This window comes from Aeromonas sp. MTB (assembly GCF_056632455.1).
In genome coordinates, this window is record NZ_CP147026.1 from 3,201,033 (window position 1) to 3,221,533 (window position 20,501).

Annotated in this window: 19 protein-coding genes and 2 tRNA genes; 15 read left to right on the top strand and 6 right to left on the bottom strand. The window is 60.9% G+C overall.

Annotation, left to right across the window (positions count from 1 at the left end):
- Positions 1 to 71 precede the first annotated feature (71 nt).
- Positions 72 to 791, top strand: coding sequence for a two-component system response regulator ArcA (gene arcA, locus WBR25_RS14600; RefSeq protein ID WP_005338193.1), 720 nt, complete (start codon positions 72 to 74; stop codon positions 789 to 791).
- 162 nt (positions 792 to 953) lie between these two features.
- Here the strand turns inward: arcA and WBR25_RS14605 are convergent.
- Both WBR25_RS14605 and WBR25_RS14610 read right to left on the bottom strand, forming a co-directional pair.
- Positions 954 to 1,028 (bottom strand) — tRNA-Gly (locus WBR25_RS14605).
- 15 nt (positions 1,029 to 1,043) lie between these two features.
- Positions 1,044 to 1,117 (bottom strand) — tRNA-Gly (locus WBR25_RS14610).
- A 201-nt stretch (positions 1,118 to 1,318) separates the two neighbouring features.
- Between WBR25_RS14610 and cydD the strand changes: the two genes are divergently transcribed.
- The 4 genes from cydD to WBR25_RS14630 all read left to right on the top strand — a co-directional run bounded on the left by cydD (position 1,319) and on the right by WBR25_RS14630 (position 5,742).
- Positions 1,319 to 3,088 carry a heme ABC transporter permease/ATP-binding protein CydD gene (cydD, locus tag WBR25_RS14615; RefSeq protein WP_479748424.1) on the top strand — a complete coding sequence of 590 codons (1,770 nt, stop codon included), beginning with the start codon at positions 1,319 to 1,321 and terminating at the stop codon, positions 3,086 to 3,088.
- Positions 3,081 to 4,811: a heme ABC transporter ATP-binding protein/permease CydC gene (gene cydC / locus WBR25_RS14620; protein ID WP_157161167.1), complete on the top strand. Its 1,731-nt coding sequence runs from the start codon at positions 3,081 to 3,083 to the stop codon at positions 4,809 to 4,811. Before cydD ends, cydC begins: the two co-directional genes overlap by 8 nt.
- 163 nt (positions 4,812 to 4,974) lie before the next feature.
- The gene (rcsF, locus tag WBR25_RS14625; protein WP_479748426.1) at positions 4,975 to 5,346 is read left to right on the top strand and encodes an Rcs stress response system protein RcsF; all 372 of its coding nucleotides are present in this window, start codon (positions 4,975 to 4,977) and stop codon (positions 5,344 to 5,346) included.
- Positions 5,347 to 5,355: 9 nt separating this feature from the next.
- Positions 5,356 to 5,742, top strand: a complete 387-nt coding sequence (locus WBR25_RS14630) for a DUF488 domain-containing protein (protein ID WP_479748428.1) — start codon at positions 5,356 to 5,358, stop codon at positions 5,740 to 5,742.
- 159 nt (positions 5,743 to 5,901) lie between these two features.
- Here the strand turns inward: WBR25_RS14630 and WBR25_RS14635 are convergent, their stop codons facing one another.
- Positions 5,902 to 6,900, bottom strand: a complete 999-nt coding sequence (locus WBR25_RS14635) for an NAD-dependent epimerase/dehydratase family protein (RefSeq protein ID WP_479748429.1) — start codon at positions 6,898 to 6,900, stop codon at positions 5,902 to 5,904.
- 213 nt (positions 6,901 to 7,113) lie between these two features.
- On the opposite strand from WBR25_RS14635, the gene tsaA reads away from it, so the two are divergent.
- Positions 7,114 to 7,818: a tRNA (N6-threonylcarbamoyladenosine(37)-N6)-methyltransferase TrmO gene (gene tsaA, locus WBR25_RS14640; RefSeq protein ID WP_236352639.1), complete on the top strand. Its 705-nt coding sequence runs from the start codon at positions 7,114 to 7,116 to the stop codon at positions 7,816 to 7,818.
- A 287-nt stretch (positions 7,819 to 8,105) separates the two neighbouring features.
- Entirely contained in the window at positions 8,106 to 8,654 is a 549-nt protein-coding gene (locus WBR25_RS14645; RefSeq protein WP_064341216.1) for a cytochrome b, read from the top strand.
- An 87-nt stretch (positions 8,655 to 8,741) separates the two neighbouring features.
- Here the strand turns inward: WBR25_RS14645 and WBR25_RS14650 are convergent, their stop codons facing one another.
- Positions 8,742 to 9,422 carry a bactofilin family protein gene (locus WBR25_RS14650; RefSeq protein ID WP_479748432.1) on the bottom strand — a complete coding sequence of 227 codons (681 nt, stop codon included), beginning with the start codon at positions 9,420 to 9,422 and terminating at the stop codon, positions 8,742 to 8,744.
- Positions 9,423 to 9,621: 199 nt separating this feature from the next.
- Here WBR25_RS14650 and WBR25_RS14655 point away from each other — a divergent pair, with 199 nt between their 5' ends.
- From WBR25_RS14655 to WBR25_RS14675, 5 genes are all read left to right on the top strand, one after another.
- A complete protein-coding gene (locus WBR25_RS14655) occupies positions 9,622 to 10,296 on the top strand; it encodes a response regulator transcription factor (RefSeq protein ID WP_040066247.1) in 675 nt (224 codons plus the stop codon).
- A complete protein-coding gene (locus WBR25_RS14660; RefSeq protein WP_005338217.1) occupies positions 10,296 to 11,681 on the top strand; it encodes an ATP-binding protein in 1,386 nt (461 codons plus the stop codon). The genes WBR25_RS14655 and WBR25_RS14660 overlap by 1 nt, the downstream gene beginning before the upstream one ends.
- A gap of 182 nt (positions 11,682 to 11,863) precedes the next feature.
- The gene (locus tag WBR25_RS14665) at positions 11,864 to 12,343 is read left to right on the top strand and encodes a TIGR00645 family protein (protein WP_227096060.1); all 480 of its coding nucleotides are present in this window, start codon (positions 11,864 to 11,866) and stop codon (positions 12,341 to 12,343) included.
- 55 nt (positions 12,344 to 12,398) lie between these two features.
- Positions 12,399 to 12,857 carry an N-acetyltransferase gene (locus tag WBR25_RS14670; protein WP_479748434.1) on the top strand — a complete coding sequence of 153 codons (459 nt, stop codon included), beginning with the start codon at positions 12,399 to 12,401 and terminating at the stop codon, positions 12,855 to 12,857.
- A 111-nt stretch (positions 12,858 to 12,968) separates the two neighbouring features.
- A complete protein-coding gene (locus WBR25_RS14675; RefSeq protein WP_368176624.1) occupies positions 12,969 to 13,217 on the top strand; it encodes a DUF3297 family protein in 249 nt (82 codons plus the stop codon).
- A gap of 124 nt (positions 13,218 to 13,341) precedes the next feature.
- Here the strand turns inward: WBR25_RS14675 and WBR25_RS14680 are convergent, their stop codons facing one another.
- Positions 13,342 to 14,619 (bottom strand): NAD(P)/FAD-dependent oxidoreductase, encoded by a 1,278-nt coding sequence (locus WBR25_RS14680; protein WP_279485898.1) that lies wholly within the window; start codon positions 14,617 to 14,619, stop codon positions 13,342 to 13,344.
- Between the two features lie 45 nt (positions 14,620 to 14,664).
- On the bottom strand, positions 14,665 to 15,267 hold the full coding sequence (gene puuR / locus WBR25_RS14685) for an HTH-type transcriptional regulator PuuR (RefSeq protein ID WP_425332790.1): 603 nt from the start codon (positions 15,265 to 15,267) through the stop codon (positions 14,665 to 14,667).
- A 413-nt stretch (positions 15,268 to 15,680) separates the two neighbouring features.
- Between puuR and WBR25_RS14690 the strand changes: the two genes are divergently transcribed.
- The 3 genes from WBR25_RS14690 (at position 15,681) to WBR25_RS14700 (ending at position 20,274) form a co-directional block, all read left to right on the top strand.
- Positions 15,681 to 17,144 (top strand): NAD-dependent succinate-semialdehyde dehydrogenase, encoded by a 1,464-nt coding sequence (locus tag WBR25_RS14690; protein ID WP_479748438.1) that lies wholly within the window; start codon positions 15,681 to 15,683, stop codon positions 17,142 to 17,144.
- Between the two features lie 124 nt (positions 17,145 to 17,268).
- Positions 17,269 to 18,558, top strand: coding sequence for a 4-aminobutyrate--2-oxoglutarate transaminase (gene gabT, locus WBR25_RS14695; RefSeq protein ID WP_479748439.1), 1,290 nt, complete (start codon positions 17,269 to 17,271; stop codon positions 18,556 to 18,558).
- Between the two features lie 366 nt (positions 18,559 to 18,924).
- A complete protein-coding gene (locus WBR25_RS14700; RefSeq protein WP_479748441.1) occupies positions 18,925 to 20,274 on the top strand; it encodes an APC family permease in 1,350 nt (449 codons plus the stop codon).
- The last annotated feature ends 227 nt before the right edge of the window (positions 20,275 to 20,501 follow it).

The following is a 20,501-nucleotide window of genomic DNA, read 5'->3' on the forward strand; positions in this document are numbered from 1 at the left end:
AGGAAATCGGTTTGAAACGCCAAAGAGTGTTAAATTTAAGATAATTAACTGATAAGAATCTGGGAATACTCATGCAAACACCACACATTCTGATCGTCGAAGACGAGCTGGTCACACGCAATACCCTGAAAAGCATTTTTGAAGCCGAAGGCTACATCGTGCTCGAAGCCAACAACGGCGACGAAATGCACCAGGCCCTCACTTCCCACACCATCAATCTGGTGATCATGGACATCAACCTGCCGGGCAAGAACGGCCTGCTGCTGGCCCGTGAGCTGCGTGAGAACGACAACATCGCCCTGATGTTCCTGACCGGTCGTGACAACGAAGTGGACAAGATCCTGGGTCTGGAGATCGGCGCCGATGATTACATCACCAAGCCGTTCAACCCGCGCGAGCTGACCATCCGTGCCCGCAACCTGCTGAGCCGCACCATGAACGTGGCTGCCGGTGGCGAAGAGAAGAAGCTGGTTGAGCGCTACCTGTTCAACGGCTGGGCGCTGGATATCAACAGCCGCGCACTGGTCAGCCCGACTGGCGACATGTTCAAGCTGCCGCGCTCCGAGTTCCGCGCCATGCTGCACTTCTGCGAAAACCCGGGCCAGATCCAGACCCGTGCCGAACTGCTGAAGAAGATGACCGGCCGCGAGCTCAAGCCCCACGACCGTACCGTCGATGTGACCATCCGTCGCATTCGCAAACACTTCGAAAGCGTCAACGATACTCCGGAGATCATCGCCACCATCCACGGCGAAGGCTACCGTTTCTGTGGTGAGCTGGAGCAGGAATAAGCTCCCGCGACGCTGTTGATCTGAAAAGGCGCCTAGGGCGCCTTTTCTGTATCTGCGGTTTGCCTTAAAAGCTGAGAAACGGTGAGTGTGACGTCGAACGCAGCACAAGACAGATGAAAAACAAAAAGCCCACTCGCAGGAGTGGGCTTTTTGTTTTGAAGCTGGAGCGGGCAGCGGGAATCGAACCCGCATCATCAGCTTGGAAGGCTGAGGTAATAGCCATTATACGATGCCCGCCTGGCATCTGAAATTTGGAGCGGGTGATGGGAATCGAACCCACGTATGCAGCTTGGGAAGCTACCGTTCTACCATTGAACTACACCCGCGTCAGGGCTCTTACTATATGCATTTTGCCGCCGAGCGCAATGGCGCCTTTGCCACTTTTTTCAATAAATCAATCTGTTCGGACAAGGATTGAACAGACGGTTGCTTTTTCAATCAAACATTTTCAACACAGATAATTTACAAGGTTGCCAAGGCCAAACGGCAAGGATAGTCTTGCGCCACTCGACGCGAGGATGGTGGTAATGGATAAAAAAACGCAAAAACGTCTCTATGGCTGGTTGCGCAAGCAATCGAGTCACGGTCGCCGCTGGATCACGATATCCATCGCTTTTGGCCTTGGCCAGGGCATTCTGATGGTGGCGCAAGCCTGGCTGCTGGCGACCCTGTTGCACGGCTTTATCATCGAAGGCTCAACGCCTGAGCAATCCATCACGTTCTTTATTACCCTGCTGCTGGTGACGCTTGGCAAAGCGGCGCTGGCCTACGGCCGCGAAGTAGCCAGTTTCAAGGCGGGCAGCGCGGTGCGCCAGACCATCCGCCAGCTGGTGCTCACTCGCTTGAGTCGCCTCGGCCCTGCCTATATCCAGCGCCGTCCGGCCGGTAGCTGGGCCAGCCTGTTGCTGGAACAGATTGAAAATATGCAGGATTTCTTCTCCCGCTATCTGCCGCAGATGGCCATCGCCGTCTTTATTCCGGTGGTCATTCTGGTGGCCGTGTTCCCGGTCAACTGGGCGGCGGGTCTGATCCTGCTGGGCACTGCCCCCCTCATCCCCATCTTTATGATCCTGGTGGGTGTGGGCGCCGCTGATGCCAACCGCCGCAATTTTCAGGCGCTGGCCCGTCTCTCCGGCCACTTCCTCGATCGCCTGAAGGGGCTGCGTACGCTGCAACTCTTTATGCGTACCCAGGCAGAAGGTGACGCCATTCGCGACGCCTCGGAAGATTTTCGCGAACGCACCATGGAGGTGCTGCGCCTGGCGTTTCTGAGCACCGCAGTGCTGGAGTTCTTCGCCGCCATTTCAGTGGCGCTGGTCGCCGTCTACTTCGGCTTCTCTTATATCGACCATCTGAACTTTGGTAGCTATGGGGTCAAGGTCACCCTCTTTACCGGCCTGTTCGTGCTGTTTCTCGCCCCCGAGTTCTACGCCCCGCTGCGGGAACTGGGTGCCCACTACCACGCCAAAGCGCAGGCCATTGGCGCTGCCGAGCAGCTGCTTGAATTCCTCGAAGCCGAGGTGAGCGAACCGGCCGCAGGCACAGCGCCGTTCCATGCCGACAGCCCGGTCAAGGTAGAAGCTAAAGCCCTTGAAGTGCTGAGCGCCGAAGGCAAGGTGCTGGTCGGCCCCATCGACTTCACCTTGGAAGCCGGTTCGCGCACCGCCCTCATCGGCGTCAGCGGCGCAGGCAAGAGCTCGCTGGTCAACGCCCTGCTCGGCTTTGCCCCCTATCGTGGCGAGCTCAAGGTCAACGGGCAGGAGCTTGCCACCCTCGACATGAGCCAGTGGCGCCTGCAACTGGGCTGGCTCTCGCAAAACCCGCAGCTGTTCCACGCCTCCTTGCGCGACAACCTGCTGCTGGCCAAGCCAACGGCCAGTGATGCCGAGCTGGAAGATGCCCTGAAACGGGCACAGGCGTGGGAATTTGCCATGGAAAAGGGGCTCGACTATCCGGTCGGCGATCAGGCTGGCGGCCTCTCGGTCGGTCAGGCCCAGCGCCTCGCACTGGCGCGCACCCTGCTCAAATCAACCCAGCTGATGGTGCTCGATGAACCGACCGCCAGTTTGGATCGCCACTCCGAACGCGCCATCATGACCACCATTGAGCAGGTGATGGCTGGCCAGACCCTGCTGATGATCACCCACCGCCTCGACCAGCTTACCAAGATGGACAAGATAATGGTGCTGGCCCACGGCCAGCTGGTGGAGCAAGGCAGCTTCCAACAATTGAGTCAGGCGGATGGGCCTTTTGCCCGCCTGCTCTCCCAACGTTCCGGAGGTTCTCTCGATGAGTGATCTGTTGCCGTTTCTGCGCCTCTATCGCCAACACTGGCTCAGCCTCACCATTGGTTTGCTGCTGGCGCTGGTGACCCTGGCCGCTGGCATGGGGCTGCTCTCCCTCTCCGGCTGGTTCCTCTCCGCCGCTGCCGTGGCGGGGATGACAGTTGCGACGACCCATGCCTTTAACTACATGACCCCTGCAGGCGGGGTGCGCTTCTTCTCCATCGTCCGTACCGCCGGTCGCTGGGGTGAGCGGGTCGTGAGCCACGACGCCACCTTCCGGGTTCTGACCCGGTTGCGGGTCTGGTTCTGGCAAAAACTCTCGCCGCTCTCCACCGGTACCCTGGCCGGTTTCCGTCAGGCGGATCTGCTCAACCGACTGGTAGCCGACATCGATGCGATGGACCACGTCTATCTGCGGCTGATCACCCCCATAGGCGCGGCCCTGCTCAGCACCGCCGGACTGGTCTTCTTCCTGTCGTTTTTCGACAGCCGTCTCGCCCTCACCTTGGGTGCCATTCTGCTATTTGGCATGATTGCCCTGCCGCTGGTGTTCTACTTCCTCGGCCGTCGCCCCGGTCAGGCGCTGATTGCGGAAAAATCAACCCTGCGTACCCGGATGGTGGACTATCTGGATGGTCAGGCCGAGCTGCAGATGTTTGCAGCCGCCCCCAAGGCGCTGGTTGAGCTGCAACAAGCCGAACAGGCGCTGCTCGTCGCGCAGGCCCGGATGGCCAAGGTGAGCGGGCTGGCCAACTTCTCGGTGCAACTGCTGAGCGGCTGGACCCTGACCCTGATGCTCTGGCTGGCCGGTCATGGGGTAGCGGGCGCTGCGCCCGACCCCATCACCGCATTGATGGTCTTTGCCACCCTGGCAAGCTTCGAGGCACTGATGCCGCTGGCGGGGGCTTTCCAGCACCTCTCCACCAGCCTCACCTCGGCCCGTCGTTTGAACGAGATCCTGCAAGAAGCAAAAGCCCCCGTTTGGGGCGACGAACAGACCCACGCCACCGCTGGCGCGCTGCAGATCAATGACCTCTATTTTGGCTACCCCGGCAACCCCCAGCCGGTGCTGCGTGGCTGCACCCTGCAACTGCACGCCGGTGAGAAGCTGGCGCTGCTGGGCCAGACCGGCTGCGGCAAATCGACCCTGATGGGGCTGCTGACCCGGGAGTGGAGCCCGCAGGCTGGCAAGATCCTGCTGGGTGGCAAGCCGCTCACCGACTACAGCGAAGGGGCGCTGCGCGCCTCCATCTCGGTAGTAAGCCAGCGGGTGCATCTGTTTGCCGATACCCTGCGGGGCAACCTCAAGCTGGCCGCCCCGACCGCCACTGACGAGCAGCTGATTGCGGTGCTGACCCAGGTCGGACTGGCCAATCTGCTGGAAGATGAGGCGGGCCTCGACGCCTGGCTCGGTGACGGCGGCCGCCCCCTCTCCGGTGGTGAGCGTCGCCGTATCGGCATCGCCCGCGCCCTGCTGCACGATGCGCCGCTCTGGCTGCTGGACGAGCCGACCGAAGGGCTCGACAGTCAGACCGAGCGGGAGATCATGGATCTGCTGTTCCGGCTCGGGGCTGATCGCACCTTGCTGCTTATCTCCCACCGCCTGCTGGGGATGGAGCAGATGGACCGGATTGCCCTGATGGAAGAGGGACAGATCCGCCTCTGCGCCCCTCATGACGAGCTGCTGGGGGATGATTACTACCGCAGCCTCTATCAGCGACTGGCTCCGGTTTGATATCAGGCTGATGGGGGTCACACCCTGACAACCGGGCGCAAAACGGGGCTGGTCGCCGCAGGCGGCTGGCCCCTATAATGTCCCCCTCATTATTCAACAAGATGCCGACATGGAGCGCCTGCGCATTTCTACTGTCCTCATCACCGACACAAGATACGAGACGATGAAACGCCTGATCCTGATGATGCCCCTGATTGCCTCCGGCTGTGCCAACTACGCCTTCAACAGCAATCTGGATAAAGAGAACTTCGACGAATACTTCAAACCCGGTAGCGTGCGCATCTATGAACAGGATGAGCTGGCTGACCTCAACTACCTCTACCTCGGCACCATCGAGGGTGAATCCTGCCAGGCCGATACCAACCAGCCGGTGCCCAATGCCGGTGAAGCGCGCACCCTGGCTCGCCGCCGCGCGGCCGACATGGGTGGCAACGGCGTCACCATCGACAAGTGCGCCGAGTTCAGCGACACCCCGGGCTGCCTGAAACAGGTGATCTGCTACGGGCAGGCGCTGAAAGTAGCCGAAGAGAAGTAACCCGCTGTCATGGCCCTCGCTATCGTTCGCCTTGGCAGCCCGCGCCTGCCCGATGAGGGGCTGCGGATCGGCACGGTGCGCCGCCCACCCCGCGGCGTACCCAAGAGCGAATTTGCCAGCCAGCATTGGTACGATGTCTGGTTTCCCAACCTGGCTCCCAGCAGCGAGACCATGAAGCTGGGGCAGGCAGCCGAGACGCCCGCCCAGTGGGCAGCGTTTGGCAAACAGTACAAGGCCGAGATGGCGCAACCTGCCGCCAGGCATGATCTGGCGCTGCTGGCCGCCCTCTCCCACACCACCAACCTGTCGGTGGGCTGTTACTGCGAGCAGGAGTTCCGCTGCCATCGCGCCATTTTGAAAGAGCTGCTGGTAGACGCGGGGGCCGCCATTCGCTAACTCGATGAGCGACAGCGATGGGACGGGGAATCGCGTCAGCCTGTATTCGGCAACCATCAGGCATGGATAGACAGAGAGGGCATCCCGCGGGATGCCCTCTCTCGTTGTATTCACACCTGCCGCGCCACGCTCGGTAGCAGCGGCACGATGCTCCCTCTCCTATTGCAGACTGGGCTCCAGCAACTGCTGCCGCAGCGAAGTCTCCTCGGCCTGAGTCATGGCATGTTCCGCCACCCCGGCGGCAGGCTCGATGGCCAGCCAGTGGGCAAGGTCGGCGGCGGTCTCCTCCAGCGGCCGAAAGTTCAATCCCTTAACGATGGCCGCCTCGGCGCTTATAGAGCCGTAACCGGCAAATTCCGCCTGCGCGCAGGGCAGCAGGGTGGGATAGCTCTGCCAAGGCTCGATACCGGCTGCCATCAGGGTCGACCAGGGCAACCATTCGGGCTGGATGGGGCGAGCGGGCTGCAACCTAGCGCTCAGCCGCTCCAGCCAGTCACTCAAGGTAATGCCGGGTTTGAGCAGGTTGAAGATGCCCGATAGCTGCTGCTCGGCCGCACGCAACACAAACTCGGCACAGTCGCGCACATCGAGATACTGCAAGCGATCCTCACCACTGCCCGGCAGCAACCAGGGCCCGCCCTGCTGCACCCGCTTAATCCACCAGGCCATGCGCCCGGTAGGATCATGGGGGCCACACAGCACGCCCGGGCGCAGGATGCAAAGCCGCTCGCCCCAGCGGGCGCGATACTCCTGCTCGCACAACACCTTAAGGGGGCCATAGTCAGTGGGCATTTCACCTTCGGGGATAGCATGCAGCGGCGCCGACTCATTCATCCCGGGCATTGAGAAATCGCGATAGACGCTGATGGTGGAGATAAAGATCAGCCGTGCGCAGCGCCCGAGCAAAGCTGCCGAGAGGCTCGCCGCCTGCTCGGGGCGATAGCAGCAGGTATCGATGACGAGATCCCACTGCAACCCGGCCCCTTGCAGGGCGCTCAGGCTCTTGTCCCTGTCGCCGGTGAGCTGCACCAGATCGCGCCAGTCCGGATGCTGGTGCAGGCCACGGTTGAACAGAGTCACTTCATGGCCCCAATCCAGTGCCAGCGCGGTGAGGTGGCGCCCCAAAAAGCCGGTGCCACCGATAATCAGCAGTTTCATCCCTCTCCCTCCCCCTTCGGCGCGAGTGCGCACATTTCATCCTGACACGCCAGTTGCCTCCACCCTACGCAACTTGACGGTATGGCACAGCCCCCGACTGGCCGGGATGAGACAGGGATCACGGCAGCGCCGCAGAAATTGGCGTAACGAGGCCAAGCCTGCGTTTTGGGGCCGCCTGTGCTAAATTGCCGGGGTTTTCAGTCAGGATCCGCCATGAAGTTCGAAATCGACACCCTCGGGATCATCCGCTCTCCCTACAAGGAGAAGTTCGCCATCCCCCGCCAGCCCGGTCTGGTCAAATCGGCCCGAGCCCGCCTCGAGCTGCTCCCCCCTTACGATCAGCCGGATGTGCTGCGCGGCATCGAGCAGTTCTCCCATCTGTGGCTCAGCTTCGTGTTTCACCAGACCATGGCGCAGGGCTGGCACCCGACGGTGCGCCCGCCACGACTTGGCGGCAACGAACGGGTCGGCGTCTTTGCCACTCGCTCCACCTTCCGCCCCAATCCGCTTGGGCTCTCGGTGGTCGAGCTACACGGGGTCGGTCGCGAGCGTGGCAAGCTGTGGCTGGAGCTGGGGGCGGTGGATCTGCTCGATGGCACCCCCATCGTCGATATCAAACCCTATATTCCCTATGCCGACAGCCTGCCGGATGCCCGTGGCGGCTTTGCCCCCGACGCGCCCACCCCGCCGCTGGCGGTGAGCTTCAGTGCCGAGGCCGAGCAGCAGTTGCAACCCTGGCTCAAGGCCCACCCCGAGCTGCACCAGCTGGTGAGCGAAGTGCTGGCGCAAGATCCGCGCCCCGCCTACAAGAAGGGCAAGCCCGATGAGAAGGAGTACGGGGTGCGGCTGTTTGACTGCAACGTCCGTTTTCGCATCAACGAACCGGATTGCATGGTGCTGGCCATCGAGCCCGCCTGAACCTGGGCGGGCTGACATCACGGATGTATTTCACGCCTTCTTCACGTCACAAGGGGCTTAATGAGCCTGTAAATTGTGTGGCATTGATCAGACTATCCCCCCGGTTGCCAGTGATACCATGCAGACAGCAGAGGGCATCTCCTCTCTGACTGAGGCCAGCCGCAGGCTGCCGGTTGATGGCAAGCATGGCAGCCAGCCTGTTGCCGCCAAAGGATCTGGCCTCACCCCGACACGTTTGAGTGCGGGGATGCCACACGGATGTGACAGCACTTCGAAGGAACAAACCTATGCTGATGAACAGTGAACAACGTTATGGCACCCTGAATATCGGGCTGCACTGGCTGACCCTGTGGGCCATGATCGCCGTCTACGCCCTGATCGAATTTCGCGATATTTTCCCCAAAGGGGACCCTGGCCGGGACCTGATGAAGGAGTGGCACTTTATGCTGGGGCTGCTTATTTTCGCTCTGGTGTTTGTCAGACTGGCCCTGCGCTGGATGAGCCCGACACCGCGTATCGTGCCCGAGCTCTCCCCGGTCATGCACAAGCTGGCAAAACTGGCCCACCTCGCCCTCTACGGTTTTCTTATTCTCACCCCGCTGTTTGGCTGGCTGCTGCTGAGCGCCGCGGGCAAGCCCATCCCCTTCTTCGGGCTTGAGCTACCGGCCCTGCTCTCCCCAAGTCCAGACCTCAAGGGGCTTATCAAGGAGGTACACGAGACGCTGGGTAATATCGGTTACGCCCTGATCGGCCTGCACACGGTGGCGGCCCTCTATCACCACCATATTCTCAAAGACAACACCCTCACCAATATGCTGCCGCCGCGCCGCAGCTAACGGGTAACGGGGAAATGCAGAGGGGGCCATCGTGGCCCTCTCTCTGTTTTCCTGAACAACCGTCATCTGCACAGCTGGCAAACGGCATCACGCCTGCTTGGCCAGCTCCTCGGTCGGCTTGCCTTTCGGCTCGTGCGGCAGCTTTTTCACATTGCTCTTGCTCTCCGGCTGCTTGCTCCCGGACGCACTGTTTTCAGACAAGGCTTGCAACACGGGATCGGCCTTGCCGGCCACGGTGGGCTGGGACTGGCCAACAAAGTTGCCGCCCTTGCAGATGGAGAGACTGCCCCCCTTGAAGATCCCCTGCATCTTGCCGCTCTCCAGGATCTCCACCTCGGCGGAGGTACAGGTGCCTTCCAGCAGACCATTGATGATCACGTGGGGCGCACTCACCTCTCCCTCAACACTGCCGCCCTGCATGATGCGCAGCACACCACCGATGAGCTGGATGGTGCCATTGATCTGACCGCGCACCTCCAGATCCCCCTCCACCTGCAACTCGCCCTTGAAGCGGGCACCGGCTGCAATCACAGTGGCCCCGGCCGACGCAGCAGCCGCACCACCTTTGTTTCTTCCAAACATCCGTACTCTCTCCACCAACCACACAAGCAGAACCAGCGGCATCGGCGCCACTGGCCACAGAAAACAGGGCGACCCCAGCACGTAGAGCAGCAAGGCTGCCCCCCAGCAGAGCCAGACAATATAGAGGAGGTCGCTGCGCTCACGCTGTTGCAGTCGCGCCAGCAGCCTCCCGGCCATCTCTCTCATCACATCAAACCTTTCGCAACATGACTGCCGACCAGAAGGCCATCGACAACCCGGACCATGGTTAAACGACCAGTTGGCGCGAACTCTGAAGTCCCGCTGATTCAGTCCCGATACAGCCGGGATGCATTAGGATTCGAATTGACTCGAAGCGACATACACTTTCTAATTGACAGCCTGGATCCCTATGACCGCTCACATCATGAAAATTCTGTTGGTCGAAGACGACAAGCTGCTCAATCACCACCTCTCCTCTCTGCTGACCGAAGCCGACAATCAGGTCTACAGCACCGACCAGGCCGGGATTGCACTGCACTACGCCGCCGACTATCCCATTGATGTGGCCATCATCGACCTCGGTCTGCCCGATATGGACGGCCTGCAACTGATCCGACAACTGCGCGAACGGCAGATCCCCTTCCCCATCATTGTGCTGACCGCCCGTGGCAACTGGCAGGACAAGGTCGAAGGACTGGAAGCAGGTGCTGATGACTATCTGGTCAAACCGTTCCAGAAAGATGAGCTGCTGGCCCGACTCAATGCGCTGGTGCGCCGCAGCGCCGGTTTTATCTCGCCCAAGGTGAAGGCCGGTGATTACGAGCTGGATCTCTCCCGCAAGGAGCTGACTATCGCCGGTGAAGTGGCGGTGCTCACCAGCTTTGAATACCTCATTCTGGAGTACCTGATGCGCAATGCCCGTCAGGTGGTCTCCAAGCAGCAACTGCTCGACCAGCTCTACGGCGACGGCGAAGGGGACCCCAACACCATCGAGGTGATGGTGAGCCGCCTGCGCAAGAAGCTGGATCCGGAAGGGACGATTCAACCCATCTCCACCATCCGGCGTCAGGGTTATATCTTCAACCTCTCCTGTAACTGATGCAGTTTCATCTGCCGCGCCCCATCAAGATGATCCGCAGCTCACTGCACATCAAACTGCTGCTCAGCTCGCTGCTGGTCATCGCGCTGATCATGGGGTTTGCCGTCTACGCCCTCTACCTCGGCCATGTCGAGGAGCAGACCCAGAAGGCCAGCGCCCGGATGCAGGAGAACCTGGCCAAGCTGTTTTCCTCCACCGAGCCGGATGACAAGGGGTCGAACGTCGAGCTGGGGCGGATATCCCGTGGTGCGGGGGATCGCAACCTCGATACCCTGATCTGCCGCGCCGATGGCGATCTGGTCTGGTCAAGCCTCCATATGCCGGAGGTGATCAAGGCCAAACAGACCATCTGCGGCGATCTGATGAAATATCTGGGGGGGATGGATCTCGACTACTTCTTCAAGAAGCACACCATCAAGAACGGCGAGAGCTACTTCGTCTACAGCCTGCGGTTTATCCGCAATCCCGGCAGCGGCACCACCGCCTACTACGTGGTGATGATCGACTCGGCCAAACGCTACCACGAAGAGTCCCGCACCTACCTCTACCAGACCGCCAAACAGGCACTGCTCGCCTATATGCTGCTGGCCGGGCTGCTGCTGCTCACCACCTTCTGGAGCCTCAGCTCCCTGCGCACTATCGCCCGTCAGATCGACGATATCCGGGCCGGCAAGCGCGATGACCTCTCGAGCGATTTTGAGCGGGAGCTGGCCCCGCTGACCGACTCCATCAACCAGTTGCTGGAGAACGAACGCCAGCAGACCCAGCGCTACCAGCACGCCCTCAACGATCTCGCCCACAGCCTGAAAACCCGGCTGGCGCTGATCCAGATCACCACCCGCGAAGTGAAGCTGGGGCGGGAGATCCACGACAACATCAACGAGCAGATCCTCACCATGGATCAGATGATCCAGTACCAGCTCAGACGGGCCGTTACCGGCCGCCAGCGCCTTGCCAGCAAGGGCACCGAGCCGGTGCCGCTGATTGAAAAACTGCTGGCCAGCCTGACCAAGGTCTATCGCCACAAGAAGCTGCAAACCCACTTCAAGTTCGACGATGACGCCCTCTTTCACGGCGAACAGGGCGACCTGATGGAGCTGATGGGTAACCTGCTCGACAACGCCTGCAAGTTTGCCATCAGCGAAGTGAAGGTGACGGTGCGCCGCCATCTCGAGCGGCTGCGCATCGAAGTGGAAGATGATGGCCCGGGTATCGACCCGGCCAAATCGGAGCAGATCTTCCAGCGCGGCGTGCGGGCAGACAGTTCACCCGGTCAGGGCATCGGTCTGGCGGTGGTGACCGAAATCGTCCACAGCTATGGCGGCCAAATCCGGGTCGATGAATCCCCCCTCGGCGGCGCCCGCTTTACCCTGGATCTTCCCTGACACCGGATAGGCCCGACCACGGGCCCGCTGCACTGCCCTACCCAGGGTTAAAAACTCCTGCCTGACACCACCCAATTCAGCAATATGCTATCGAGATGCTTGAGATGTGAGGCATCTCGGTTAAGCTATGGCCGACTCGTTTGTTAACCATTTGATGGACCTGTAATCGCACTATGGAAAACATGTTTGAAAGATTGATGTACGCATCCCGCTGGATCATGGCCCCCATTTATCTTGGGCTCAGCCTCATACTGCTGGCACTGGGAGTGAAATTCTTTCAGGAGATCCTCCATATTCTGCCCAACATACTGGAGATGAAAGAGGTGGATCTGGTGCTGGTCACACTGTCGCTGATCGATATCACCCTGGTGGGGGGACTTATCGTGATGGTGATGTTTTCCGGCTATGAGAACTTCGTCTCGCGCCTCGATGTCGGGGATGAGAGCGACAAACTGGTGTGGCTCGGCAAGCTCGATGCCGGCTCCCTGAAAAACAAGGTCGCCGCCTCCATTGTCGCCATCTCCTCTATTCACCTGCTCAAGGTGTTTATGAATGCCGAAAATCTCCCCAACGACAAGATTAAGTGGTACCTGCTGATCCACATCACCTTTGTCCTCTCGGCCTTCGCCATGGGCTACCTCGACAAGCTGACCCGCAAATAGTAGCCAGCCTGCGATAGACAATATGCCCGATAACACGACATGGATCGGGCATATCGTGCGACAACTCTTCACCGTCGAGGCCAATATGATCCGCCCATTATCTGCCACCGATCTGGATGCTGCTGTCGAGCTCTGGTATCAGGCATCAGTACAAGCCCACGACTTTATTCCCGCCGCCTTTTGGCGTGAGCAACGGGCAGCGATGCGGGACATCTATCTGCCCGCCAGCCAGAGCTGGGGCTATGAGGAGGATGGACAGCTACTGGGCTTTATCTCCTGGTATCAGGGGTCTGTTGCCGCCCTGTTTATCTCCCCAGATCACCAAGCACGCGGGTTGGGTCGCCAACTGCTCGATCATCTCAAAGCCCAATATGATCGACTCGAGTTGACGGTTTACGCCGAAAATGAGCAGGCGCGGCGCTTCTATTCCCGCAACGGTTTCAAAGAGGGTGAGCAGCAGTTGTGCGAGCATAGCGGCCACCCCGAGCTGGTGATGCATTGGCAACGAGGATAAGCGGGTCGCCAACATAGATGGCAGACCCCTTTGCCTGTTTTGTGGCCGCCTTGAATGCCATGGCGGCATTCTCTACAATGACCCACTTTTTATTCATTTCGGGTTATATCGATGAGCGATACCAGCATCAAACCGGCTCTGCCGGATCACCTCTCCTGCAATCCCCGCAGCCCTCACTATGTGGCCGCCTGCTTCGAGCACCCGATCGGTATTCGCCTGAACGGCAAAGAGCGCACCGATGTCGAGGAGTACTGCATCAGCGAAGGTTGGGTAAAGATCCCCTCCCCCAAGGCGCTGGATCGCCGTGGTCAGCCCATCCTGATCAAGCTCAAGGGCACCGTTGAAGCCTTCTACAGCTAAACAACGCTCTGCAGCTTGATAAACAAGGCCACCCTCGCGGTGGCCTTGTTGTTTCCGGTATTGGTGCTGGCATCTGCGCTAACTAAGCTGCAACCACCAGCCCACATTTCTCGCTGGGTAGCTCTTATACCCCCAGCCGGTCGCGCAGGGTGTACCAGGCGGCGCCCGCAGCGGTGAAGGGGATGCGGAACAGGCGGCCACCCGGGAAGGGGTAGTGCGGCAGTTTGGCAAAGGCATCGAAGCGCTCGGCCTGACCGCTCAGCACCTCCGAGAGCAGCTTGCCCGCCAGATGGGTACAGGTGACGCCGTGGCCGCTGTAGCCCTGCATGTAGTAAATGTTGGGGCCGATGCGACCAAACTGCGGCAGCCGCGACAGGGTGAGCAGGAAGTTACCGGTCCAGGTGTACTCCACCTTGACGTCGGCCAGTTGCGGAAAAGTCTTGAGCATTTTGGGGATGATCAGCCGCTCGATATCCGCCGGATCCCGCGCCCCATAGACCACGCCGCCGCCATAGAGCAGCCGGTGATCGCCGGAGGTACGGTAGTAGTCGAGCAGGTAGTTGCAATCCTCCAGACAGTAGTTTTGCGGCAGCAGTGAACGGGCCCGCTCCTCTCCCAGCACTTCGGTGGCGATCACCTGGGTGCCACAGGGCATGCTCTTGCTGGCCAGTTCCGGCACCAGATTACCGAGGTAGGCATTGCCCGCCACCACCACAAAGCGCGCCTTCACCGCCCCCTTGGCGGTCTTGACCAGTGCGGGCTGACCCGGGGTGATGCTGGTGACGGCGGATTGTTCGAAGATCTGCCCACCCTGGATGCGGATCGCTTCCGCCTCCCCCAACGCCAGATTGAGGGGGTGGATATGGCCGCCGCTCTTGTCGAGCAGGGCGCCGACATAGCGATCGCTCGCGACCACCTCGCGCACCCCCTTGGCATCGAGCAGCTCCAGCTGGTCGTTGCCCCACTTCTGCCAGCGAGCATATTGGGATTTGAGCTCGTGCAGCTGCTTCTCGGTCTCGGCGGCAAAGACGCCCCCCTTCTGCAGATCGCACTGGATGTTGTAGCGCTTGATCCGCTCGCGGATGATCTGGCCCCCCTCAAACAGCATGGAACCGAGCAGCCTGGCCTGATCCGGCGGGCAGTTCGCTTCTATGGTGTCAATGTCGCGGCTGTAGGAGTTGACGATCTGGCCGCCGTTGCGGCCGCTGGCGCCAAAGCCGACTCGTGCGGCCTCCAGCACCACCACCTTGTAGCCCTTCTCTACCAGATGCAGGGCGCTGGAGAGACCGGTATAACCCGCCCCGATGACGCAGACATCGCACTCCAGCTGCTCGGTCAATGTCGGGTAGGGCGCGTGTTTATTGGCGCTGGCTGCGTAGTAACTGTTTACATGTTCGGTCATGATCCCTGTTTCCTTACCGGTTCTGTTGCCAAACTACTGTCAGGATTAAAAGCTCGCCGGGGTGTGGGCACTGACGATGCGACAGGTCTGCCCCGACGGATTGCTGAAGCTGTGGGGCTCGCCGGTGTCGATCACATAGCTGTCGCCCGCTTCGAGTTGATAGCTCTGGCCTGCTACCGTCAGGGTCACCGACCCCTCCAGCACGGTGCCGACCTCCTCCCCCTGATGCTTGACCTGCCCGCCGGTGTCGGTACCGGGGGGATAGGTCTCCAGCATAAAGCCGAGCTGGCGGCGGTTGTTGCCGTTGTGCACCAGCTTCATCGAGACCCCCTGACTGCCCAGCTCGATAAGCTGATCCGCCTTGATCACCACCTCCGGAGTGCGGCTCTCCTCCTCGGCGAAGAAGCGCGACAGCGGCAGGCCGTAGATGGTGAGCAGCTTTTGCAGGGAGGCCACAGAGGGGCTCACCTTGTCCTGCTCGATCATGCAGATGGCACCATGAGTCAGGCCGCTCAACTCGGCCGCCCGCCGCTGGGAGAGCCCCAACTGATGGCGCACCGCCGCCAGCCGTTCCCCCATGGTGCGCGCCCCGGCGTCAGCCCCACTCAACGGTCGAGCCACGCCCTCCCGACTCTGTGGCCCGCTCATGAAAGGCCCCCTGCTGCGCCATGTCTGCATCCTTGCATCATCAGCCTCTCCTGCTTGCGCGTGATCGCATCGGATCAGGCGCTGCCTGTTTACCCTGCTGGTTAAAATAGCCAACCAGCTTTCCCTTGCCGTTCACTATGTTACACAGCACAGCCGTTCATTATTTTGCACACCTGATTTACCATCTCCCGGTCGTCTGCCCACTTACAGCCTGCAAGCGAACGGAGGAAAGCGCGCTACACAGCCCATTTTCTAGCATGGCGCCCCCCAGCAATTCAAATATATTTAACACTTGAAAAACATTTCAGCTCAAATTATGGTCTTTCTGTGCTTATTATTTTATACGGCAGCGGCGCAGGAAGGGTCGGCTCACTCCGGCAACCAGCTGCTCTGACCCACACTCGAGGCTTCTCATGTCAGGAACAACACCCCACTCCAGCTTGATCACATCCCGCGCCTATATAGATGGACAGTGGTGCGAGGCCGCCAGCGGCCGCACCTTCGAGGTCACCAACCCCGCCAGCGGGGCCGTCATTACCCAGGTACCCGACATGGATGCCGAGGATACCCGCCGCGCCATCGCGGCCGCCCACGCGGCGCAACCCGCCTGGGCAGCGCTGACCGCCAAGGAGCGCAGCAACAAGCTCTACGCCTGGTTTGCCGCCATCACCGCCCACAGCGACGAGCTGGCACGTATCATGACCTGCGAGCAGGGCAAGCCGCTGGCGGAAGCCAAGGGCGAGGTGGCTTACGGCGCCAGCTTTATCCAGTGGTTCGCCGAGGAGGGCAAGCGCGCTTATGGCCGCACTATCCCGGGCTTTAGCGGCGATCGCCGGTTGGCAACCATCAAGCAGCCGGTGGGCGTGGTCGCCGCCATCACCCCGTGGAACTTCCCCATTGCCATGATCACCCGAAAGGCGGGCCCGGCGCTGGCAGCCGGTTGCACCATCGTCATCAAGCCCGCCGCAGAAACGCCGCTCTGCGCGCTGGCACTGGCGCTGCTTGCCGAGCAGGCGGGCATCCCCGCCGGTGTCATCAATATCGTCACCAGTCATCAGGCGAGCGCGGTGGGCAACGAGCTGTGCAGCAATCCGGTGGTGCGCAAGCTCTCCTTCACCGGCTCCACCCGCATCGGCAAACTGCTGATGCGCCAGTGCGCCGACACCATGAAGAAGCTGTCGCTGGAGCTGGGTGGCAACGCCCCCTTTATCGTCTTTGACGACGCCGACCTCGACGCCGCGGTGGCAGGGGCGCTCGCCTCCAAATACCGCAACGCCGGGCAGACCTGTGTCTGCGCCAACCGGATTCTGGTACAGGCCAGCGTCTATGACGCCTTCGCCGAGAAGCTGACCGCTGCCGTCAGCGCCTTCAAGGTGGGGGATGGCATGGCGGAGGGCACCCAGATCGGCCCGCTCATCAACCCGGCCGCCGCCAGCAAGGTCGCCGAACTGGTGCAACAATCGGTCGCCGCCGGTGCCGAAGTGCTGCTGGGGGGCGAAGCTCACCCCGCCGGTCCCCTCTTCTACCGCCCCACCATTTTGGGCAAGGTGGCTAAAACCAACCCCATCCTGCAGGAGGAGATCTTCGGCCCGGTCGCCCCGCTGGTACGCTTCGAGACAGAAGCCGAGGCCATCGCCATTGCCAACGACACCCCTTATGGCCTGGCCGCCTACTTCTATGGCCGCGATATCGCCCGGGTGTGGCGCGTCGCCGAGCAGCTGGAGTACGGCATGGTCGGCATCAACGAGGGGATCATCTCGACCGAATTGGCCCCCTTTGGCGGCATCAAGGAGTCGGGTCTTGGTCGGGAGGGGGCAGCCGAGGGGCTGGAGGAGTATCTGGAGACCAAATACCTCTGCTTTGGCTCTATCCGCTAGGGCAGCAACAGAGAGACAAGGCGCCGCCGATCTGGCCCGATGGGCTGATCGGCGGTGATGGGCGCCAAAACGCCTGCCACATTTTCAGGGAATATCGGGGGCTGCGGCCCCTCAGGGAGGAAAGATGAGTCAGTCAGAATCAAACAAGGCGTGGCAAGCGCGCCGCGAAGCGGCCGTGGTCAACGGCGTTGGCACCCTGCTGCCGGTCTTTATCGACCGTGCGCAAAATGCCGAGCTGTGGGATGTGGAGGGCAACCGCTACATCGACTTTGCCTCCGGCATCGCCGTGCTCAACACCGGCCACAACCATCCGAAAGTGGTGGCAGCGGTGCGCGAGCAGCTGGAAAAGTTCAGCCACACCTGTTTTCAGGTCACCCCTTACCCGGGCTATATCGAGCTTGCCGAAAAGCTCAACGCCCTGGTGCCCGGCCCGACCCCGAAACGCACCCTGTTTCTCTCCACCGGCGCCGAGGCGGTCGAGAACGCCATCAAGATTGCCCGTGCCCACACCGGCCGCAGCGGCACCATCGCCTTCAAAGGGGGCTTTCACGGCCGCACCATGATGGGGATGGCGCTCACCGGCAAGGTAGTGCCCTACAAGACCGGCTTTGGCCCCTTCCCGGGCGAGGTCTACCACATCCCCTTCCCCGCCGATTATCTCGGGGTGAGTGAAGAGGATGCCCTGCACGCCCTCGAGCTCTGCTTCAGCGCCGACATAGAACCCTCCCGCGTTGCCGCCATCATCATCGAGCCGGTACAGGGCGAAGGGGGCTTCTATCCCGCCTCCCTGAGCTTTATGCAGAAGCTGCGCAGCGTCTGCGATCAGCACGGCATTCTGCTGATTTGTGACGAGATCCAGAGCGGTTTTTGCCGCACCGGCAAGACCTTCGCCACCGAGTATGCCGGCATCGAGCCGGACATCATGACCCTGGCCAAGAGTCTGGCGGGGGGCTTCCCTCTCTCGGCGGTCGTGGGCAAGGCGGAGATCATGAACTCGGCCAAGCCGGGGGGCCTAGGTGGCACCTATGCCGGTTCCCCCATCGCCTGCGCCGCCGCGCTGGCGGTCTTGCAGGTGATCGACGAGGAAAAACTCAACCAGAAAGCGCTGGATCAGGGTGAGCAGATCAAGGCGGGGCTGGAACGCATAGCCGAGCGTTTTGACTGCATAGGTCAAATTCGCGGCCCCGGTGCCATGGTGGCCATGGAGCTGGTGAAACGGCGTGATGCCAGCCAGCCCGATCCCGACCTTACCAAGCGACTGGTGGCCGAGGCGGGCAAACGGGGTCTTGTCCTGCTCTCATGCGGGGTGCGCGCAAATGTCATCCGTTTTCTCGCCCCCCTGACAGCCCCTGCGGCAGTGATTGACGAGGGGTTGCAACTCCTTGAAAAATCACTGGAGGCCGTGCTGGCCTGACCAGCAGGAAAGTGACCACTTACCTGTGCAAATAAATGCAATTTCGCCCCCTTTTTTTCTTGTCAAGGGGGCCCTGCAAATGCACAATGCGCCGCCACTGAATGAACCGATGTAAAACAATGGCATCGGTTCTTTTTTAGACAGTGAACACACCCATAAACGAGGCCGGATCACCCCCGGAAAAGATAGCGAGATTGGCAGCAGTCTCCCGACACCAAGTCTAGTGAGGAACAACATGGGGCATCTCAATGCTTTCCAACCGGCCATGGCCGGTGTGCGCCGCCCTGGCGCCCTTGATTCCCGGGCCTCTCTCCCGGTTTCGTTGATGGACCGTGCCACTCTGGCACTGCATGAGGAACATGCATAATGGCGGCCCAGCAGGTTGGTCTGAAAAAGACCCTCAAACTGTGGCAGGTCGTGGTTATGGGACTGGCGTACCTCACCCCCATGGCTGTGTTCGACACCTTCGGCATCGTTACCGAAATCACCGAAGGCCATGTGCCAACCGCCTACCTGTTTGCCCTGATCGGCATGCTGTTCACAGCCCTGAGCTACGGCCATCTGGTGCGCAAGTTCCCGTCAGCCGGCTCCGCCTATACCTATGCCCAGAAGGTGTTTCACCCCTATGTCGGCTTTATGGTGGGCTGGACCTCCCTGCTCGACTACATGTTCATGCCGATGATCAACATGCTGCTGGCCAAGATCTATCTGGAAGCCCTCTTCCCGAACGTAGAGCCCTGGACCTATATCTTCGGTCTGGCGGCGGTGATGACCGCCCTCAACCTGCGCGGCATCAAGCTGGTGGCCAACTTCAACAGCCTGATCGTGGTGATGCAGTTCAGCATCATCGCCATCTTCATCGGCCTGATCGCCTGGGGCGTTCACAATGGTGAAGGGCTGGGGACCGTGGCCAGCAGCCGTCCCTTCTTCTCCGAGCAGATCCAGGTGTCACCGCTGCTGATGGGGGCCTCCATCCTCTGTTTGTCGTTCCTCGGTTTTGACGCCATCAGTACCCTGTCGGAAGAGACCCCGGACGCGGATCGGGTGATCCCCCGCGCCATCGTGCTGACGGCGCTGATCGGCGGTGTGCTGTTCGTCACTACCTCCTACTTCCTGCAGCTCTACTTCCCGGACATCTCCCGCTTCCAGCATCCGGATGCGGTACTGCCGGAGATCGCCCTCTATGTCGGCGGCAAGCTGTTCCAGGCGGTGGTGCTGGTCTGCACCACAGTAGCGGTGCTGGCCTCGGGGCTCGCCTCCCACGCCGGTGTATCGCGCCTGCTCTACGTGATGGGTCGTGATCGCGCCCTGCCCGCCCGCTTCTTCGGCTACATCCATCCGAAGTGGCAGACTCCGGCGTTCAACGTGCTGCTGGTCGGCCTGCTGGCCCTCTCTGCGGTGTCGCTGGATCTGGAGATGGCGCTGGCGCTGATCAACTTTGGCGCCCTGGTGGCCTTCACCTTCGTCAATCTGGCGGTGATTGCCTACTTCTATGTGAAGCTGGGCCGCAACAAGTGTCTCAAGGACCACCTGATGTATCTGCTGCTGCCACTCTGTGGCGCTGCCTGCATCGGGGTACTGTGGCTCAACCTCGAGCCCTCTTCCTTCGAGCTGGGGCTGATCTGGGCGGCGCTGGGGGCCATCTACCTGTTCCTGCGCCTCACCGTGTTCCGCATCCCGCTGCATACCGCCGACAAGGTGGAGATCGCCCAGTAACCGCTGGCGCCCCTCCCCCCGATAGCGAACAAGGAGCCTGCGGGCTCCTTGTTGTTTTTGCGGTGCTCTGGTGGCCAGCAGCACGGGTTGCCAGATATGCGGTTTCTGCAGGAAGTGTGACTGATTTCAAATAACTACCCAGCCGGGCCGCTCGCCGTGCCATGGCCCGAGCCGCGTCGCCTCTTATCCTCAGTCATTAATATGAATGGATATGCAATCACTCTTTT

Coding starts and splice junctions, on each gene's coding strand:
- arcA (WP_005338193.1), top strand. CDS start 72: ATGCAAACACCACACATTCTGATCGTCGAAGACGAGCTGGTCACACGC.
- cydD (WP_479748424.1), top strand. CDS start 1,319: ATGGATAAAAAAACGCAAAAACGTCTCTATGGCTGGTTGCGCAAGCAA.
- cydC (WP_157161167.1), top strand. CDS start 3,081: ATGAGTGATCTGTTGCCGTTTCTGCGCCTCTATCGCCAACACTGGCTC.
- rcsF (WP_479748426.1), top strand. CDS start 4,975: ATGAAACGCCTGATCCTGATGATGCCCCTGATTGCCTCCGGCTGTGCC.
- WBR25_RS14630 (WP_479748428.1), top strand. CDS start 5,356: ATGGCCCTCGCTATCGTTCGCCTTGGCAGCCCGCGCCTGCCCGATGAG.
- WBR25_RS14635 (WP_479748429.1), bottom strand. CDS start 6,900: ATGAAACTGCTGATTATCGGTGGCACCGGCTTTTTGGGGCGCCACCTC.
- tsaA (WP_236352639.1), top strand. CDS start 7,114: ATGAAGTTCGAAATCGACACCCTCGGGATCATCCGCTCTCCCTACAAG.
- WBR25_RS14645 (WP_064341216.1), top strand. CDS start 8,106: ATGCTGATGAACAGTGAACAACGTTATGGCACCCTGAATATCGGGCTG.
- WBR25_RS14650 (WP_479748432.1), bottom strand. CDS start 9,422: ATGAGAGAGATGGCCGGGAGGCTGCTGGCGCGACTGCAACAGCGTGAG.
- WBR25_RS14655 (WP_040066247.1), top strand. CDS start 9,622: ATGAAAATTCTGTTGGTCGAAGACGACAAGCTGCTCAATCACCACCTC.
- WBR25_RS14660 (WP_005338217.1), top strand. CDS start 10,296: ATGCAGTTTCATCTGCCGCGCCCCATCAAGATGATCCGCAGCTCACTG.
- WBR25_RS14665 (WP_227096060.1), top strand. CDS start 11,864: ATGTTTGAAAGATTGATGTACGCATCCCGCTGGATCATGGCCCCCATT.
- WBR25_RS14675 (WP_368176624.1), top strand. CDS start 12,969: ATGAGCGATACCAGCATCAAACCGGCTCTGCCGGATCACCTCTCCTGC.
- WBR25_RS14680 (WP_279485898.1), bottom strand. CDS start 14,619: ATGACCGAACATGTAAACAGTTACTACGCAGCCAGCGCCAATAAACAC.
- puuR (WP_425332790.1), bottom strand. CDS start 15,267: ATGAGCGGGCCACAGAGTCGGGAGGGCGTGGCTCGACCGTTGAGTGGG.
- WBR25_RS14690 (WP_479748438.1), top strand. CDS start 15,681: ATGTCAGGAACAACACCCCACTCCAGCTTGATCACATCCCGCGCCTAT.
- gabT (WP_479748439.1), top strand. CDS start 17,269: ATGAGTCAGTCAGAATCAAACAAGGCGTGGCAAGCGCGCCGCGAAGCG.
- WBR25_RS14700 (WP_479748441.1), top strand. CDS start 18,925: ATGGCGGCCCAGCAGGTTGGTCTGAAAAAGACCCTCAAACTGTGGCAG.